Origin of the sequence: Oribacterium sp. oral taxon 078 str. F0263 (genome assembly GCF_000469565.1) — a bacterium.
Lineage (GTDB): Bacteria > Bacillota > Clostridia > Lachnospirales > Lachnospiraceae > Oribacterium.
In genome coordinates this window covers 59,894-74,376 of the sequence record NZ_KI273105.1, presented here as the reverse complement: position 1 = coordinate 74,376, position 14,483 = coordinate 59,894, and the positions used below count along the sequence as shown (strand labels likewise).

12 protein-coding genes and 1 pseudogene are annotated in these 14,483 nt (G+C 57.1%); 7 read left to right on the top strand and 6 right to left on the bottom strand.

The genetic code is table 11. The features are described from left to right. Positions 1-163 precede the first annotated feature (163 nt). Complete coding sequence (gene pth, locus HMPREF1986_RS05210; protein ID WP_021773733.1) at positions 164-736, top strand: aminoacyl-tRNA hydrolase; 573 nt, start codon at positions 164-166, stop codon at positions 734-736. Between the two features lie 13 nt (positions 737-749). Beyond that, entirely contained in the window at positions 750-4,127 is a 3,378-nt protein-coding gene (gene mfd / locus HMPREF1986_RS05205; RefSeq protein ID WP_021773732.1) for a transcription-repair coupling factor, read from the top strand. A 67-nt stretch (positions 4,128-4,194) separates the two neighbouring features. On the opposite strand, the pseudogene HMPREF1986_RS13750 reads toward mfd, so the two are convergent. Together HMPREF1986_RS13750 and HMPREF1986_RS13495 are read right to left on the bottom strand one after the other, a co-directional pair. Then, positions 4,195-4,773 (bottom strand): annotated as a pseudogene (locus HMPREF1986_RS13750) (alpha/beta hydrolase); the annotation flags it as partial. Positions 4,774-5,191: 418 nt separating this feature from the next. Further along, the gene (locus HMPREF1986_RS13495) at positions 5,192-5,473 is read right to left on the bottom strand and encodes an IS1096 element passenger TnpR family protein (RefSeq protein ID WP_036599395.1); all 282 of its coding nucleotides are present in this window, start codon (positions 5,471-5,473) and stop codon (positions 5,192-5,194) included. A gap of 256 nt (positions 5,474-5,729) precedes the next feature. On the opposite strand from HMPREF1986_RS13495, the gene HMPREF1986_RS05190 reads away from it, so the two are divergent. The 4 genes from HMPREF1986_RS05190 to HMPREF1986_RS05175 all read left to right on the top strand — a co-directional run bounded on the left by HMPREF1986_RS05190 (position 5,730) and on the right by HMPREF1986_RS05175 (position 9,652). Beyond that, positions 5,730-6,692 carry a type I phosphomannose isomerase catalytic subunit gene (locus tag HMPREF1986_RS05190; protein ID WP_036599425.1) on the top strand — a complete coding sequence of 321 codons (963 nt, stop codon included), beginning with the start codon at positions 5,730-5,732 and terminating at the stop codon, positions 6,690-6,692. 393 nt (positions 6,693-7,085) lie between these two features. Next, positions 7,086-7,688 carry a DUF3793 family protein gene (locus HMPREF1986_RS05185; protein ID WP_021773728.1) on the top strand — a complete coding sequence of 201 codons (603 nt, stop codon included), beginning with the start codon at positions 7,086-7,088 and terminating at the stop codon, positions 7,686-7,688. 162 nt (positions 7,689-7,850) lie between these two features. Further along, the gene (locus HMPREF1986_RS05180) at positions 7,851-8,273 is read left to right on the top strand and encodes a flavodoxin (protein ID WP_036599421.1); all 423 of its coding nucleotides are present in this window, start codon (positions 7,851-7,853) and stop codon (positions 8,271-8,273) included. Positions 8,274-8,542: 269 nt separating this feature from the next. After that, positions 8,543-9,652 carry an NAD(P)H-dependent flavin oxidoreductase gene (locus tag HMPREF1986_RS05175; protein WP_021773725.1) on the top strand — a complete coding sequence of 370 codons (1,110 nt, stop codon included), beginning with the start codon at positions 8,543-8,545 and terminating at the stop codon, positions 9,650-9,652. Between the two features lie 18 nt (positions 9,653-9,670). Here HMPREF1986_RS05175 and HMPREF1986_RS05170 read toward each other — a convergent pair whose 3' ends face one another. Both HMPREF1986_RS05170 and hcp read right to left on the bottom strand, forming a co-directional pair. Continuing rightward, positions 9,671-10,042 (bottom strand): DUF488 domain-containing protein, encoded by a 372-nt coding sequence (locus HMPREF1986_RS05170; RefSeq protein WP_021773724.1) that lies wholly within the window; start codon positions 10,040-10,042, stop codon positions 9,671-9,673. 508 nt (positions 10,043-10,550) lie between these two features. Next, complete coding sequence (gene hcp, locus HMPREF1986_RS05160; protein ID WP_036599393.1) at positions 10,551-12,194, bottom strand: hydroxylamine reductase; 1,644 nt, start codon at positions 12,192-12,194, stop codon at positions 10,551-10,553. 408 nt (positions 12,195-12,602) lie between these two features. On the opposite strand from hcp, the gene HMPREF1986_RS05155 reads away from it, so the two are divergent. Continuing rightward, the gene (locus HMPREF1986_RS05155) at positions 12,603-13,280 is read left to right on the top strand and encodes a Crp/Fnr family transcriptional regulator (RefSeq protein WP_021773721.1); all 678 of its coding nucleotides are present in this window, start codon (positions 12,603-12,605) and stop codon (positions 13,278-13,280) included. Positions 13,281-13,283: 3 nt separating this feature from the next. Here the strand turns inward: HMPREF1986_RS05155 and HMPREF1986_RS05150 are convergent, their stop codons facing one another. Together HMPREF1986_RS05150 and HMPREF1986_RS05145 are read right to left on the bottom strand one after the other, a co-directional pair. Then, positions 13,284-13,862, bottom strand: coding sequence for a hemerythrin domain-containing protein (locus HMPREF1986_RS05150; RefSeq protein ID WP_021773720.1), 579 nt, complete (start codon positions 13,860-13,862; stop codon positions 13,284-13,286). 9 nt (positions 13,863-13,871) lie between these two features. After that, positions 13,872-14,483 carry a hypothetical protein gene (locus HMPREF1986_RS05145; RefSeq protein WP_021773719.1) on the bottom strand — a complete coding sequence of 204 codons (612 nt, stop codon included), beginning with the start codon at positions 14,481-14,483 and terminating at the stop codon, positions 13,872-13,874.

Sequence of the window (14,483 nt, the reverse complement as noted above, 5' to 3'; positions counted from 1 at the left end):
CGGGCGAAGCCGAGTCCTTCGCTTTGAAGAAGCGGCGCAGCGCTGCACATGCAGATTAGCCCTGCCGCTTTCCCCGCCTGAGCCCTCGAGCAGAGGGAGCCGCAAGTCGGAGGCATATAAAGGACATACAAAGGGCGGAGCAGCCGGAGGATAAGAGGAAAATATGTGGCTGATTTGCGGACTGGGAAATCCGGAGAGAAGATATATCGGGACGAGGCACAATGCGGGCTTTGCCGCTTTGGATCTCCTCCTCCATGAGCTCGGGGACCTGAAGCTCTGCGACACGAAGTTTCAGGGGGCCTGTGTCAAGACGCGATTTTTCGAGGAGAGTCTCCTTCTTTTAAAGCCCCTCACCTATATGAATGAGTCCGGGAGATGTATCGCGCCGCTCTCGAATTTTTACAGGATTCCGCCGGAGAGGATCATCGTGATCTCCGATGAGATCGAACTTCCCCCGGGGCAGATCCGGGTCAGGGCGAGAGGCTCTGCGGGGGGGCACAACGGCCTGAAATCGGTCATCTCCTGCCTCGGCACGGAGAACTTCCCCCGGGTTCGGATCGGAGTCGGAGAGAAGCCGGAGTACATGGACCTCGCAGACTATGTGCTCGGGAAAATCCCGCCGGAGGAGGAGAAAACGATGGCGGAGGCCTATCAAGAAGCGGCGGAGGCCTGCCTGGATATTATATCGAAGGGCGTGGACAAGTCGATGAATCTGCACAATGCGAAGAGGAAATAAGAGGAAATAAGAGATGCTGAATCCCATCCTGAACACGGGGACGTATAAGGAACTGAAGGGGCTTCTCTCCGAGGGAGGGGGGCCGCTTTTTCTGAGCGGCGCCGTGGATTCCGTAAAGGCGATGCTCAGCGCGGCTCTTTCCGCCTCCGGCTGGGGGATGCTGGTCCTCTCCTCGGAGCAGCGGGCGAAGAGCTTCCTCCGAGAGCTTCGTTCCCTCACGGAGCAGAGCTTTTATTATCCGGCGAAGGACCTTCTCTTTTATCAGGCGGATACACAGGGGACACTCATCACGAGGCAGAGGGTGGAGGCCCTTTCCCACCTCACGGAGGATGAGAGCGGGATCCTGGTCACGACGATCGATGCCCTGATGGACAAGATCTGGGATCGGGAGAGCTTTCAGGGCGCGGTGCTCCGTCTCGCCTCGGGGCAGATCCATGAGCTCAGTGCGCTCTCGAAAAAGCTCACTTCCCTCGGCTATCAGCGCCTCCCCGCAGTGGAGGCCATGGGAGAGTATTCTCTCAGGGGAGGGATCCTGGATATCTATCCGTTTACGGCGGAGAACCCGATCCGGCTTGAATTCTGGGGCGACGAGATCGACAATATCCGTTCCTTTGACCTCCTCTCCCAGCGCTCCGTCGAGAGGCTCGACGAGGTGGAGATCTGCCCGGCCGCGGAGAGGGGCTGCGGGAGGAAAGGGGATGCGAGTCTTTTGGATTATCTTCCGGAACATGCCCGCATCTTCCTGGATGAGCCCGCAAGACTCCGGGAGCGGGGAAGGATGGTGGAGGCGGAGTTTAGCGAGAGCTGCCTTGCGAGGGCGGATTCGGACAGCCCTTTTCCTCGAGAAGAGGAGGGGGTGGATTCAGATCCCGCGGAGCTGATCTACAGCGCAGATTCCGTCATGGAGCGGCTCTACAGCGGGAGAAGCCTCTCCTTTTCGACCCTTGGGAATAATCTGGAGGCGCTCTCCGGAGGGAAGGAGGCGCGGACTCTCTCCTTTCCCAGTGCCGAGATCGAGAGCTACCGGAGCCGCTTCGATTATCTGATCCGCGATATCCGGAAGTGGCAGGAGGAGAAATATGCCCTGATCCTTTTTTCGCCCGGAAGGACAAGGGCGTCGAGGCTTGCGCAGGAGCTTCGGGACTACGGCATCCGCGCCTATTGTCCGGATGAGGGGGAGCTTGAGCAGGAGGAGAACCGGGGCTCGGTCCGCGTGCTTTCCGCCTACCTTCACACGGGATTTCTCTCCGACCGGGAGAAGCTCGCCGTCCTCACGGAATCGGATCTTTTCGGGCAGAGCAGGGAGCTCACGAAGCGCCGGAAGAAGAAAAAGTACGAGGGGCAGAGGATCGCGAAGCTCTCGGAGATTTCTCCCGGGGATTATGTCGTCCATGAGAGCCATGGCATCGGGATCTACCGCGGCATCGAGCGGATCAGCACAGACGGCGTCACAAAGGATTATATCCAGATCGAGTATGGGGACGGAGGTAGGCTTTATCTCCCCGCGACGAAGCTGGAGGGCATACAGAAGTACGGGAGCTCGGAGGGGGCAGCGCCGAAGCTGAATAAGCTAAACGGCTCCGACTGGCAGAAGACAAAGAGCCGGGTCCGGCATGCCGTGAAGGAGATGGCAAAGGAGCTCGTCGCACTCTACTCCGCGCGCCAGAGCGCCTCCGGGCACCGCTTCCCGGAGGACAGTGTCTGGCAGAGGGAGTTTGAGGAGCTCTTTCCCTACGAGGAGACCGCGGACCAGCTTCTTGCGATCGAGGAGACGAAGGCGGACATGGAGAGCCGGAAGATCATGGACCGCCTGATCTGCGGGGATGTGGGCTATGGAAAGACGGAGGTCGCGCTCCGGGCCGCCTTTAAATGCGTGCAGGATTCCCGCCAGGTGGCATACCTTGCGCCGACCACGATCCTCGCCCAGCAGATTTACAATACCTTTGTGGAGAGGATGAAGGGCTTTCCCGTCAATGTGACTCTGCTCTGCCGCTTCCGAAGTCCGGCGCAGATCAAAAAGTCGATCGCGGATCTCAAGTCCGGGAGAGCGGATATCGCGATCGGCACACACCGTCTCCTTTCCCGGGATGTCGCCTTCCGGGATCTCGGCCTTCTGGTGGTGGATGAGGAGCAGCGCTTCGGGGTCTCCCATAAGGAGAGGATCAAGAATCTGAAGAAAAATGTGGATGTCCTCACGCTGACCGCGACGCCGATCCCGAGGACGCTCCATATGTCCCTCGCCGGGATCCGCGATCTCTCGGTGCTGGAGGAGCCTCCGATCGACAGAAGTCCGGTGCAGACCTATGTCATGGAGTACAATGAGGAGCTCATCCGGGAGGCGGTCCGCCGGGAGCTCGCCCGCTCGGGGCAGGTCTATTATGTCCATAACCGGGTCAATAATATCGAGGAGGTTACGAGGAGGGTGCAGGTTCTCGTGCCGGAGGCCCGCGTCGCATTTGCGCACGGAAAGATGAATGAGGGACAGCTCGAGGAGATCATGCTTCGCTTTATCAACGGGGAGATCGATGTCCTCGTCTCGACGACGATCATAGAGACCGGCCTGGATATCCCGAATGCGAATACCCTCATCATCAATGATGCAGACCGGATGGGGCTCTCCCAGCTCTATCAGATCCGGGGGAGAGTCGGGAGATCCAGCCGGACAGCCTATGCCTTCTTTCTCTACCGCCGCGGAAAGCTCCTCAGCGAGGAATCGGAGAAGCGATTAAAGGCGATCCGGGAGTTCACGAAGCTCGGCTCCGGCATACGGATCGCCATGCGGGACCTGGAGATCCGGGGCGCCGGAAATGTGCTTGGTGCGGAGCAGCACGGCCACATGGAGGCCGTGGGCTATGAGCTCTACTGTAAGCTCCTCTCCGAGGCCGTACAGAAGGAGAGGGGGGGGAAAGAGCCCGAGGAAGCGGCGAAGACCCAGATCGAGTGTGAGCTCGACGCCTATCTTCCGGACAGCTATATCCGGGATGAGACGCAGAAGCTTGACATCTATAAGCGGATCTCTCAGATCTGCGGAGAGGAGGATGAGCTGGATATCCGGGACGAGATGATCGACCGCTTCGGAGAGCTTCCGGCGCAGGCGGAGAATCTCCTCGCGATCGCAAAGCTGAAGGCTCTCGCCGCATCCTGCTTTGTGACAGAGCTCTATGCCGGACGGGGAGAGTACCGGCTCCGCTTTCAGAGGAACGCGGATATCCGTGTGGAGAAGCTCCCGGAGCTCATCCGGCTCTGCCAGGGACAGCTTCGCCTTTCTAATGGTCCGGAGCCTCTCCTTTACTTCCGGCAGAGGGATCCGAGGGAGCGCTGGAGCACGGAGAAGACGATGGATCACATCGAGGGAGTTCTGAAGGCGATCCGGAGAAGTTCTCCTTCATAAGCCGGAGCACTAAGTCCCAGCCCGCTCTTGCCTCCCTGCAGACCGGAAAGAAGGGATAGCAGTGGAACATCCCCTTCTCAATATGGAGATCGCATTTTACGCCGCATCTCTTCAGTCTTTCCGTCAGGGAAGGCGCGCAGGCGGAGAGGGTTTCATCGCCCCCGTAGAGGAGGGAGACCTTCGGGCCATTCGTAAAATCCCCTCTTTGCAGCCAGATCATATAGTCTGGGACATCGTCCCTGCCGCAGCGCATGATCTCAGTCACCGTCCTCATGTACCGCGCGGGGATCAGAATATCCCGCCTATCGAGCTCCCGCATCCTCTTCCATTCCTCCTCGCTGTCCGGGCAGCTTCCGGGGGAGACCGCCATGATATATCCCGGCATGGGGACATCGCGGCGGCCGTCATTGATGTAGGGAACCATCCCGAGCGCCAGGGCGCCGCCGGAGGAGCTTCCGAGCACGGAGATATGCGAAGGGGCATAGCTTTTCAGCAGAAGCCGATAGCTCTCATGGATCATCTGGTAGGCCTTCGTCACAGGATACTCCGTGCAGAGCGGATAATAGGGGACAAAGACATCGAGTCCGCTCTCCTTTGCAAAGCGCAGAGCCTTTTTGATCGAGCCCGGTCTTGGAGGAGAGATCATCCCGCCGCCGATGAGGAATAAATTGGCCCTGTCGCTTGCCCTTTTGTGGATCAGCCTGAGAACGGGAAAGCCCATCACCTTTATGAGGCTGATCTCAAAATCGGGGTCGCTGAGTCTTGGAATGCGGTTTTTCGCATTTTTCCTTCGCTGCCTTTCGAGAAGCTTCTCTGCATTTTTTTCCTCCCATTGCTTCTTCAATCCGAAGGCCTTCACCAGCCCTTTGAAAAGCCCGTATTTGACAGACATAATGCCTCCTTTTTGCCGCCTGATTCTCCTCCCGATCCTCCTCGTCCCATTCCTCCCCATAATCGGGATACTGCCCGATCTCACCCTTCGCCTTGATAATAACGGGGCTGTGATATGCGTCGGTCTCAGAGATCTGCATCACAGGGATCGTGAACATCCGGTCACCCCGAAGTCATAATGCAGCGAGAAATTCTGACCCTTGTGCAGGCCGAGACTGCCGATCGCCTCCGCAGTGGAGTTTGCCGTCCTCGGGATCGGACTGATAGTTGTCACTTTGATACATCTGATTCTTCATGCAAAACTCATACAGCTGTTCCTGCGAGAAAGCAAAGGCCTCCAGTACAGCATCGCAGAGCCGATCCAGAGTATCCTGTCCGAAGATCTCGAGATTTCGGCAGACCTTATGCCTAAGACCAGCCGGATAGACCTTCAGGCGGTATTGTAGCTTTGCCATTTGCATCCTCCTATGATAAAACTTGATTCAAGTATAAGTTCCCGCTCCTTTGATGGCAATACGAAGAGATGGAAATGATAGGCCTGATATCAGAAGGTATGCGGCCATCCTTCTCACAGCTTTGATCGGAGAGCTGAGAATCCACGAATCATACAGCGCTGCTGGCGGCTGCGGATGCAAAAGGAGCCGGAACTTATGGAAAACGGAGGACAGGATTTCTGAAAAGATGAGGAAAGGGAGGGCGGAAAGGAAGGATATGTCGATTTTAAAGTTGGAGCCTGCGGTAAAGGATTATCTCTGGGGAGGGCATCGGCTGGTGGAGGAATATCATGTGAATTACAGCGGTCCGGTCTGCGCCGAAGCCTGGGTTCTGAGCTGCCACCCGGACGGGCCGTCCGTCATAGCAAGCGGAGAATATAAGGGAAAGACGCTCCCGGAGTATATCCGGGAAAAGGGGAGGGAGCTTCTCGGGAGCAGCTGCCGGAGATTTGAATATTTTCCTATCCTGACGAAGCTCATTGATGCGAAGGAGAATCTGTCGATCCAGGTGCATCCCGACGATGCCTATGCTCTTAAGCACGAGGGGCAGTACGGAAAGACGGAGATGTGGTATGTCCTGGATGCGGAGCCGGGGGCCTTTTTGTATTACGGCTTCCAGAGAGAGCTCTCTTTGGAGGAGTTTGAGGAGAGGATTCGGAACAATACTTTGACGGAGGTCCTGCATAAGCTCTATGTAAAAAAGGGAGACAGCGTTTTCATAGAGGCCGGCACAGTGCACGCCATCGGAAAGGGCATCCTCCTGGCGGAGATCCAGCAAAATTCCAATGTGACCTACCGGGTCTATGATTACGGCCGCATCGGAAAGGACGGGAGGCAGAGAGAGCTTCACATCCGGCAGGCAAAGGATGTGACAAGGCGGCTTCCGCCGTCCCGGAGAGAGACGGACTATCCCCATGTGGCGGACTGCGGGTATTTTACGGTGGACAGATTGTTTTTGGATGGAGAGCACAGCGCAAAGATCTCCGGCACGGTGGACAGCACGAGCTTCCTGCATATCCTGATTCTGGACGGGGAGGGAAGGATCAGCTGCGGTGAGGATGCTATGCCTTATCGGAAGGGTGACAGCTTTTTCCTCCCCGCATCCTCCGCTTCCTGGACACTGGAGGGGAGCTGTGACGCCCTGCTCAGCTTTGTCCGGCCTCCGCGCTCGTGCCGGTGATATCTGGTGTAAGTCATTTTACGACACCCGCAGGTCTTTGCGGCTTCGCCGCTTTCGCCCTGCTCAGCATTGTCCGGTCTTCGTGCTCGTGTCGGTGATATCCGGTGTAAGTCATTTTACGACACCCGCAGGTCTTTGCGGCTTCGCCGCTTTCGCCCTGCTGTACTTTATTCGCATTCTCACGGGCCTTCGGCCCGTTCCATGCTCATAAAGGGGCGCGCCATAAAGTCCCTCCTCCGCGCTCGTGCCAGCACGGCGCGGAGGAGGGACTTTTGGCGCTGGTGTTGTAAAATCCTCTGGACAAAGTTAGATACAGCTAATATAATTGGCTGGTAGGTTAGAAAAAACTAACTGAATGCAGTGAGTTCGCGGCGGAGAGGAAGAGGAGAGGAAATGGGGGACGAGGGGGATTGCCTGGAGCAAAAGCTTCGGGAGCTGGTCTGTCTGAATGCTCCGGTGATCACGGGTTTAAAGCCCTGCGGGATTATCAGTGTCTCGGAGAGAGAATATTTTGCTCTGTCCCGGCTCTTTTCCGGCGGTGCGATTTCTCTGCTTCCCCTGTATTCCGGGCGGAGAGTGACCTTTCTCTTTTATCGGGAGGAGAGGCTCTCCGAGCAGCTTTCCGATCCGGAGCTCAGAGCGCAGCTTCTGGAGCTGGCCCCGTCCTATGGGGAGTTCAGCCCCACACTTTCTGCGCTTCTCCGCCATTTCCGGGAGAGATATCTCCGCTATAAGCGGGGAGAGCAGGGCTTTCCGCATGAGCTCGGCCTCTTCCTCGGCTATCCTGCGGAGGATGTGCGGGGCTACCTCCTGCACGAAGGGGCCGGGGCGAAGCTCTGCGGCTACTGGAAGGTCTATGGAGATGTGCGCGCTGCGCTTCGGATCTTCCAGGCCTATGATGTCTCTGTCCAGAGCTTCTTCTTAATGGCGGGACATGGCGTGCCTTTGGAGCAGCTGCTTTCGCTCTGTCCCAGGAGAGAAAGCTCCGTCGCCTGATCTTCTCTATAATTGTTGCTTTTGCAACATAAGATGGAGGGGAGAGACTTATACTGGTATACGGAAGGAACAAAGGACTGATTCGGAGGGAGAAAGCCGAATCACGATACTTTCGCCGCGGAAATGGGGAGCGGCGGAGAGGATGAAAGACAGGAGGGAAATATGATCTATGTAGCTTACTGGAGCGGAACCGGAAACACAGAGGCGATGGCAAATGCGGTCAGCGAGGGAGTGCAGAATGCGGGTGCTGAGGCGAAGCTCGTTTCCATTTCCGACATCTCCGCGGCGGATCTGAAGGATCAGGCGGTCTTTGCCCTCGGCTGCCCGGCGATGGGAGACGAGGTGCTGGAGGAGAGCGAGATGGAGCCCTTCTTCGCGGAGCTGGAGAGCTCTCTTTCCGGAAAGAAGGTCGGACTTTTCGGATCCTACGGCTGGGGAGACGGAGAGTGGATGCGGAACTGGGAGGAGCGTGTGAAGGCCGCGGGAGCGAGCCTGGTTTCGGAGCCCGTCATCGCAAATGATTCGCCGGACGATGCCGCTTTGGCAAGCTGCAAGGCCCTGGGCGAGGCACTCGCAAAGGCATAAAGAAAGATAAAAGGGGAAAAAGAGATAAAATAAAAAGGCTTTCGACTTAACAGGGCCGCGGAGACAGAAAGTCTCCGCGGTCTTTCCATTTCTGCCTTTCCGTTTCTGTCTTTCTGTTTCTGCCTTCAGACAGGGAAGCGGCCGGGCGGACCAATACATGGTTTTAAAAACTACTTGACACGGATTTCGGGATGGAGTAATATGGCTCTCGAAAAGTACTTAAAATTTTTTAAGGAATAAAAACGGGGAGAGAGCGAGGAGGCAGAACAATGGCAGAGACAGGACTCCTTTCCATTCACGGAAGAGAACTTACGATTCCTCTCATTCAGGGGGGGATGGGTGTCGGCGTTTCCCTGGAGCGCCTTTCCGGCGCAGTGGCGTCCTGCGGCGGGATGGGCTGCATCAGTACAGCGGACTGCGGCTATCGGGAAGCGGATTTTTTCCGGCATCCGGAGGAAGCTAATCTCCGGGCTTTGCGGAAGGAGATCCGGGAAGCGAGAGAGAGATCCGGGGGAAGGGGACTCCTTGCGGTCAATGCGATGGTTGCGACGCAGCAATACGACCGGGCGGTGCGAAGCGCGGTGGAGGCCGGCATCGACGCGGTGATCTCCGGCGCCGGACTCCCTCTGAATCTCCCGGAGCTTGTGGAGGAGGGATCGGCGCTCATCGCTCCGATCGTGTCGAGCGGCAGGGCAGCGGCTCTCATCTCGAAGGTCTGGGAACAAAAATACGGAAGAAGAGCGGATTTCATCGTGATCGAGGGATCGGAAGCGGGAGGACATCTCGGCTTCAAAGAAAAAGAGCTCCTCTCCGGGAGCTGCAGGAAGCTGGAGGAAATCCTTCCGGAGGTGAGGGAGGCGATCCGTCCCTACGAGGAGAGGGCAGGCCGGAGCATCCCGATCTTTTGCGCGGGAGGGATCTGGGACGGGAAGGATATCCGGCACTTCCTCTCTCTGGGTGCGGCCGGCGTTCAGATGGCCACCCGTTTCATCGCGACGGAGGAGTGCGATGCGAGCCGGGCCTATAAGGAGGTTTTGCTCCGGGCGGAGGCCTCGGACCTCCGCATCATCCACAGCCCGGTGGGGATGCCCGGAAGAGCGGTGGATTCGCCGCTCCTTCGAAGGATCGAGAGAGAGGGGAGGGTCGCGCCGAAGCGCTGCTCCCGCTGCATCAAAAGCTGTGATCCCGGGGTCGTGCCCTATTGCATCACAAAGGCGCTCATTGAAGCGGTGAAGGGCAATTATGAGGAAGGGCTCTTTTTCACGGGCTCCAATGTCGGCAGGCTGAAACGGATGTATACCGTGCCGGAGCTTTTCCGGGAGCTGGGATTTCAGCCGCTCTCCGCCGAAAGGGACGGATCGGCGGAGCTCAGCGCCTGATGGGAAGAGAACGGGAGCTTATACGCTGAGCCTTCCTTCCAGCCAGGATTGCAGGATCAGGGCGTGATTACAGCTTGGATCCTTTGCCGCATAGAGGAGCGTCACATTTCCCTTTTCGAGCTCCGCGGCGACCCTCCTCACAAAGGGCTCTGAGGAGGGATTTTCGTCGAGCTCCCTCCGGTAGGACTTACCGAACTCCTCGAAGTTTTCCGCCTTGTGTCCGAACCACTTCCGGAGCGGCGTGGAGGGAGCGGTATCCTTCGCCCAGAGATCGATCTCCGCTTTTTCCTTGCTGATGCCCCGCGGCCAGAGACGGTCCGTCAGAATCCGAAAGCCATCCTCGGGCGAGGCTTCTTCATAGATTCTCTTGATTTTCAGGCTATGCTTCATCGCTGTTCTCCCTTCTTTCTTCTTTTCATTCCGCTTTCCTGTAAGGATCTTTCCGGTAAGGATCTCTGCTTTTCTTCTTTCCCTTTTTTCTTTCTCTCAAGACGTTCGCAGGCGGTCAAGGGAAAGCGGGCATCCGCGCGGTGATGGGCGAGGCAGGCCTCGCAGTTTCGGTATCTGGGACAGCCCCTCCGTCGGCAGGGACAGCTTTTTGGATCATACAGCATAAATACCTCCCTGCCGTGCGGCATCCGGACAATAAAATCACAGTTTCAAAGCTCTGACACGAGGCCTTTTTGCTCCGTCCATCATTAAAGACTTAATTCCAAAGGGGAGAGGGCGGATTCCGCCTCTCTCCCCTTTGAATTTTGTCTATCGCTTCTCCTCTCATCCCTTACAGGCTATGGCTGTCTTTGATCCCTCAGAGGCTGCAGCCGCCCTTTTCCCGGCGGGGATTCTGCCTTTCCTTTAGGCGCTTTCCGGAGGATGGGAGCGATTGGATGAGAGCTTCTCAGGCACTTTCTCCCAGGAAGAGGCGGAGGTCCTCATCCACCGATCCGATTCCCGCGATGCCGAAGTTCTCGACCAGCACCTTCGCGACATTCGGAGAAAGGAAGGCGGGGAGCGTCGGCCCGAGGTGGATATTCTTCACACCGAGGTAGAGGAGCGCGAGCAGCACGATGACAGCCTTTTGCTCGTACCAGGCGATGTTGTAGGCGATCGGAAGCTCGTTTACGCTGTTAAGGCCGAAGACCTCCTTGAGCTTCAGAGCGATCAGGGCGAGAGAATAGGAATCGTTGCACTGGCCCGCATCCAGGACCCTCGGAATCCCGCCGATATCCCCGAGGGGAAGCTTGTTGTACTTATACTTCGCGCAGCCGGCGGTCAGGATCACGGCGTCCTTCGGAAGTGCCTTTGCGAACTCCGTATAGTAGTCTCTCGACTTCATGCGGCCGTCGCAGCCCGCCATGACGAAGAACTTCCGGATCGCGCCGGACTTCACAGCCTCCACGACCTTGTCCGCGAGCGCGAAGACCTGCTCATGCGCGAAGCCGCCGACGATCGTGCCGTGCTCGATCTCAGTCGGAGCGGCGCAGTGCCTGGCCTGCTCGATGATCGGGGAGAAGTCCTTCTTCTCGCCGTAGGGGGCATCGATGTGCTTTAAGCCGGGGAAGCCGACGCAGCCGGTCGTCCAGACCCTGTCCTTATAGCTGTCCTTCGGCGGGACGAGACAGTTTGTGGTCATGAGGATCGGGCCGTTGAAGCTTTCGAACTCCTCCTTCTGCTTCCACCAGGCATTGCCGTAGTTGCCTGCGAAGTGCTTATATTTTTTGAAGAAGGGGTAGTAATGGGCCGGAAGCATCTCGGAATGGGTATAGACATCGATTCCCGTCCCCTCTGTCTGCTCGAGCAGCATCTCGAGGTCCCGGAGATCGTGGCCGGAGATCAGGATGCCCGGGTTCTTTCTGACGCCGATATTGACCTCCGTGATCTCGGGATTTCCGTAGGCGCCGGTATTTGCGCTGTCGAGATCGGCCATGCCCTGCACGCCGTACTTTCCGGTCTCCAGTGTGAGAGATACGAGATCATCGACAGAGAGACTGTCGTCCAGAGTCTTTGCGAGGGCGCTCTGCAGGAAGGCATCCAGCTCCGGGTCCTCCTTGAGGAGTGCGTTCGCGTGCTTGGTATAGGCGGAAAGCCCCTTCAGGCCATAGGTGATGAGCTCGCGGAGAGAACGGATGTCCTCATCCTTTGTGGAGAGGACGCCGACCTCCTTCGCCTTCTCCTCATACTCGTTCTCTCCGATCGCTTCTCTCGCGGCCGCGGGGAGATGGGAGGGATCCGCGAGCTTTGCGCGGAGCCTGTCCCTCTGGGAAAGCGTCTCCCGGACCCTGGAACGGATCATCTCCTTATCGAAGTTTGCGTTGGTGATCGTGATGAAGAGATTCATCGTCACGATGTGATTGACCTCGGCGGGGATCTCCTCCCCCACAGCGCGGAGGGCAGTTGTCACAGCGCTGAGCCCCTTGGTCGCATAGATGAGGAGATCCTGCATGGCGGCCACATCGAATTTCTTGCCGCAGACGCCCTGAACGGTACAGCCCTTGCCGCCCGCTGTCTCCTGACACTGGAAACAAAACATTTTCTGATCCATACTTGTCCTCCTGATTCTCCTGAAATAAATAATCCGCTGCCAAAGGGGAGCTCCCATTCGCGGGAACAAAAGCTTACGGCAGTAAAGGGGCATTCGCATTCCTGCCTGCCGCCCCGCTCCGCATTTGGCTCCTGACGGGACTTATCCATCATATAAGATCCAAAGCGGCGGATGCGTTGCAGAAGCAACAGAATCATGTTAAACTTTTTGAAAAAATCTTGCTAGAGATATTGAGATACTGAGATATTGAGACATCGAGACAATGAGACATCGAGGAATTTAGGAATTAAGGCATGGAGGCTATCGACTTCCCCGGACAGGGAGGAATTCCGGGGATCGCTTTATGCAGAGAGCTTTTGCGGAGGGAAGCGCATGGGGCGCACTCCGCCGGAAAGGAGAGTTGGCGTTATGGAAGAAAAGAAGGAGCACAGGGGAATCCCCTATCGGGACATTCCCCTTTTTGAGGGAATCGAGCCGGAAAATATGGATGCTCTCCTCTATTGTATGAGAAGCTATGTCCGCTCCTACCGAAAGGGGGAACAGATCCGGCTCGGGCAGGGGGAGACGCATTATGTCGGTGTCGTCCTGAGAGGAAATATCCATATGCTGAAGACCGATGTCTGGGGAAATGAGACCCTGCTTACCTATATGTCCATGGGGGACATCTTCGGGGAATCCACCGGCGTGCGGGCGGGAAGTGAGGAGGAATATGTGAGCTTCCTTGCGGGGAGCAATGCGGAGGTACTCTTTCTCGCCTATGAGAGGGCGATCCATGTGTGCAAGAATCAATGCAGCTTTCACTACCGACTGATCGAAAACCTCTTTGATCTGATCGGAAGAAAGAATACACAGCTCATGGAAAAGATCGAGGTCACCTCGCAGGCAAGTCTCCGGGAGAAGATCCTGACCTATCTCTCCCTGCAGGCGCAGAAGCAAAAATCAAAGTATATCACGCTGGAACTGAGCCGCACGGATATGGCGCAGTTCCTCTGCACCAATCGAAGCGCGATGACGAGAGAACTCTCTGCCCTGCGAAAGGAGGGTGTCATCGACTTCGACCGGAATACCTTTGTGCTGAAGAGATAGGGATCAGGCCTTTTGCAGGCGGCCGTAGCGCTCCTCCATGCGGTCAAGAAGGGAGAGGAAGCGCTCCTGCACGCCGAGCTTTTCCTGCTCCTCCTCAAAGGTGCGGCTCTTCTCATCGACTGCGCAAAGATCCTCCTCCGAGAGCTGGCGCTCCGCAAAGGGATAGACGACGCTGTTTTCCTTCTCGACGTGGAGCTGCAGGAGATGCGCATAGGCCATAGCATAGGAGAGGATATCCAGCTTCAGCTCCGGACTTTGCTTTTCCTCGTATTCCCGGAGGGCATTCTCCAGACAGAGGATATCCCCCCTTCCGAGGTCGTGTTCGACCAGCATGCCGTGGGTCACGAGATTATCGGCGATCCTCCCCATCTTCTCCACCATGAGAGGAAAGAGAAATTTCTCCTCCTTGCCGTGGTGGTGTTTATCCGCATAATTTCGGACAAAGCCGATGATCTCCCGGAGATCCGAGACGGGGACCTCCCCGCCGTCCATGAGCTTCAGGCAGATCCTTCGGATGACAAAGAGCATCCTCTCGATCTCGCTGTGCTCCTTGACCATGAGTTCAATACTGTAGTGGGACATGCTCTCTCCTTATGCGCTTCTTGTGAGGCTGTAGTGGACCTGATCCTCGCTCCGGACGCGGATGCCGGAGCCGTCCAGCATCCCCTCCATGAGCTTTTCGCGGAGGCGGTAGTAATTTTCCGGCTCTCCCCCGACCGCATTCCAGTATTCCGCGTGGATATCCTCCGTCTGCTCCCAGGAACAGCATGCATCGCTTTGCTCTGTCAGGACATTGACTCTGTCACAGGGCATGCCGTTTAAGAGACTGTCCTCCAGGGCGCGGTAGGCGTCGGATAAGTCCGAGGACTCCGGGAGCCGATGGGCCTTTCCGAAGCGAAAGGCATCCTCCTCCAAAGCCGTGATCCGGGAGGGATCCGCTTTGAGCAGCGCCGTGACAAGGAGAGCATAGCGTCCCTCCACATCCCGGATCCGTTCCTGAAGCCAGCCGTGAATATTTGTGATATCGACGAGCTCATTCAGGGGACGGAGCTCCCTTCGCACCGTGCGTTCCCTGAGTCCATCTTTCGAGATCTCCTCCCAATGCTTCTTCTCCGAAAGCTCCGCGAGCTCTTCGATCAGCTCCTCCTGAAGCTGGATCTTTCGGTAAAGCCAGTAGTGAATCGGTCCCAGAAAAGCGCTCAT

Excerpts from the sequence above, each read along its gene's own strand:
- pth (WP_021773733.1), top strand. The coding sequence starts at position 164 with ATGTGGCTGATTTGCGGACTGGGAAATCCGGAGAGAAGATATATCGGG.
- HMPREF1986_RS05190 (WP_036599425.1), top strand. The coding sequence starts at position 5,730 with ATGTCGATTTTAAAGTTGGAGCCTGCGGTAAAGGATTATCTCTGGGGA.
- HMPREF1986_RS05180 (WP_036599421.1), top strand. The coding sequence starts at position 7,851 with ATGATCTATGTAGCTTACTGGAGCGGAACCGGAAACACAGAGGCGATG.
- HMPREF1986_RS05155 (WP_021773721.1), top strand. The coding sequence starts at position 12,603 with ATGGAAGAAAAGAAGGAGCACAGGGGAATCCCCTATCGGGACATTCCC.
- HMPREF1986_RS05170 (WP_021773724.1), bottom strand. The coding sequence starts at position 10,042 with ATGAAGCATAGCCTGAAAATCAAGAGAATCTATGAAGAAGCCTCGCCC.
- HMPREF1986_RS05150 (WP_021773720.1), bottom strand. The coding sequence starts at position 13,862 with ATGTCCCACTACAGTATTGAACTCATGGTCAAGGAGCACAGCGAGATC.
- HMPREF1986_RS05175 (WP_021773725.1), top strand. The coding sequence starts at position 8,543 with ATGGCAGAGACAGGACTCCTTTCCATTCACGGAAGAGAACTTACGATT.
- HMPREF1986_RS05185 (WP_021773728.1), top strand. The coding sequence starts at position 7,086 with ATGGGGGACGAGGGGGATTGCCTGGAGCAAAAGCTTCGGGAGCTGGTC.
- hcp (WP_036599393.1), bottom strand. The coding sequence starts at position 12,194 with ATGGATCAGAAAATGTTTTGTTTCCAGTGTCAGGAGACAGCGGGCGGC.
- HMPREF1986_RS05145 (WP_021773719.1), bottom strand. The coding sequence starts at position 14,483 with ATGAGCGCTTTTCTGGGACCGATTCACTACTGGCTTTACCGAAAGATC.
- HMPREF1986_RS13495 (WP_036599395.1), bottom strand. The coding sequence starts at position 5,473 with ATGGCAAAGCTACAATACCGCCTGAAGGTCTATCCGGCTGGTCTTAGG.
- mfd (WP_021773732.1), top strand. The coding sequence starts at position 750 with ATGCTGAATCCCATCCTGAACACGGGGACGTATAAGGAACTGAAGGGG.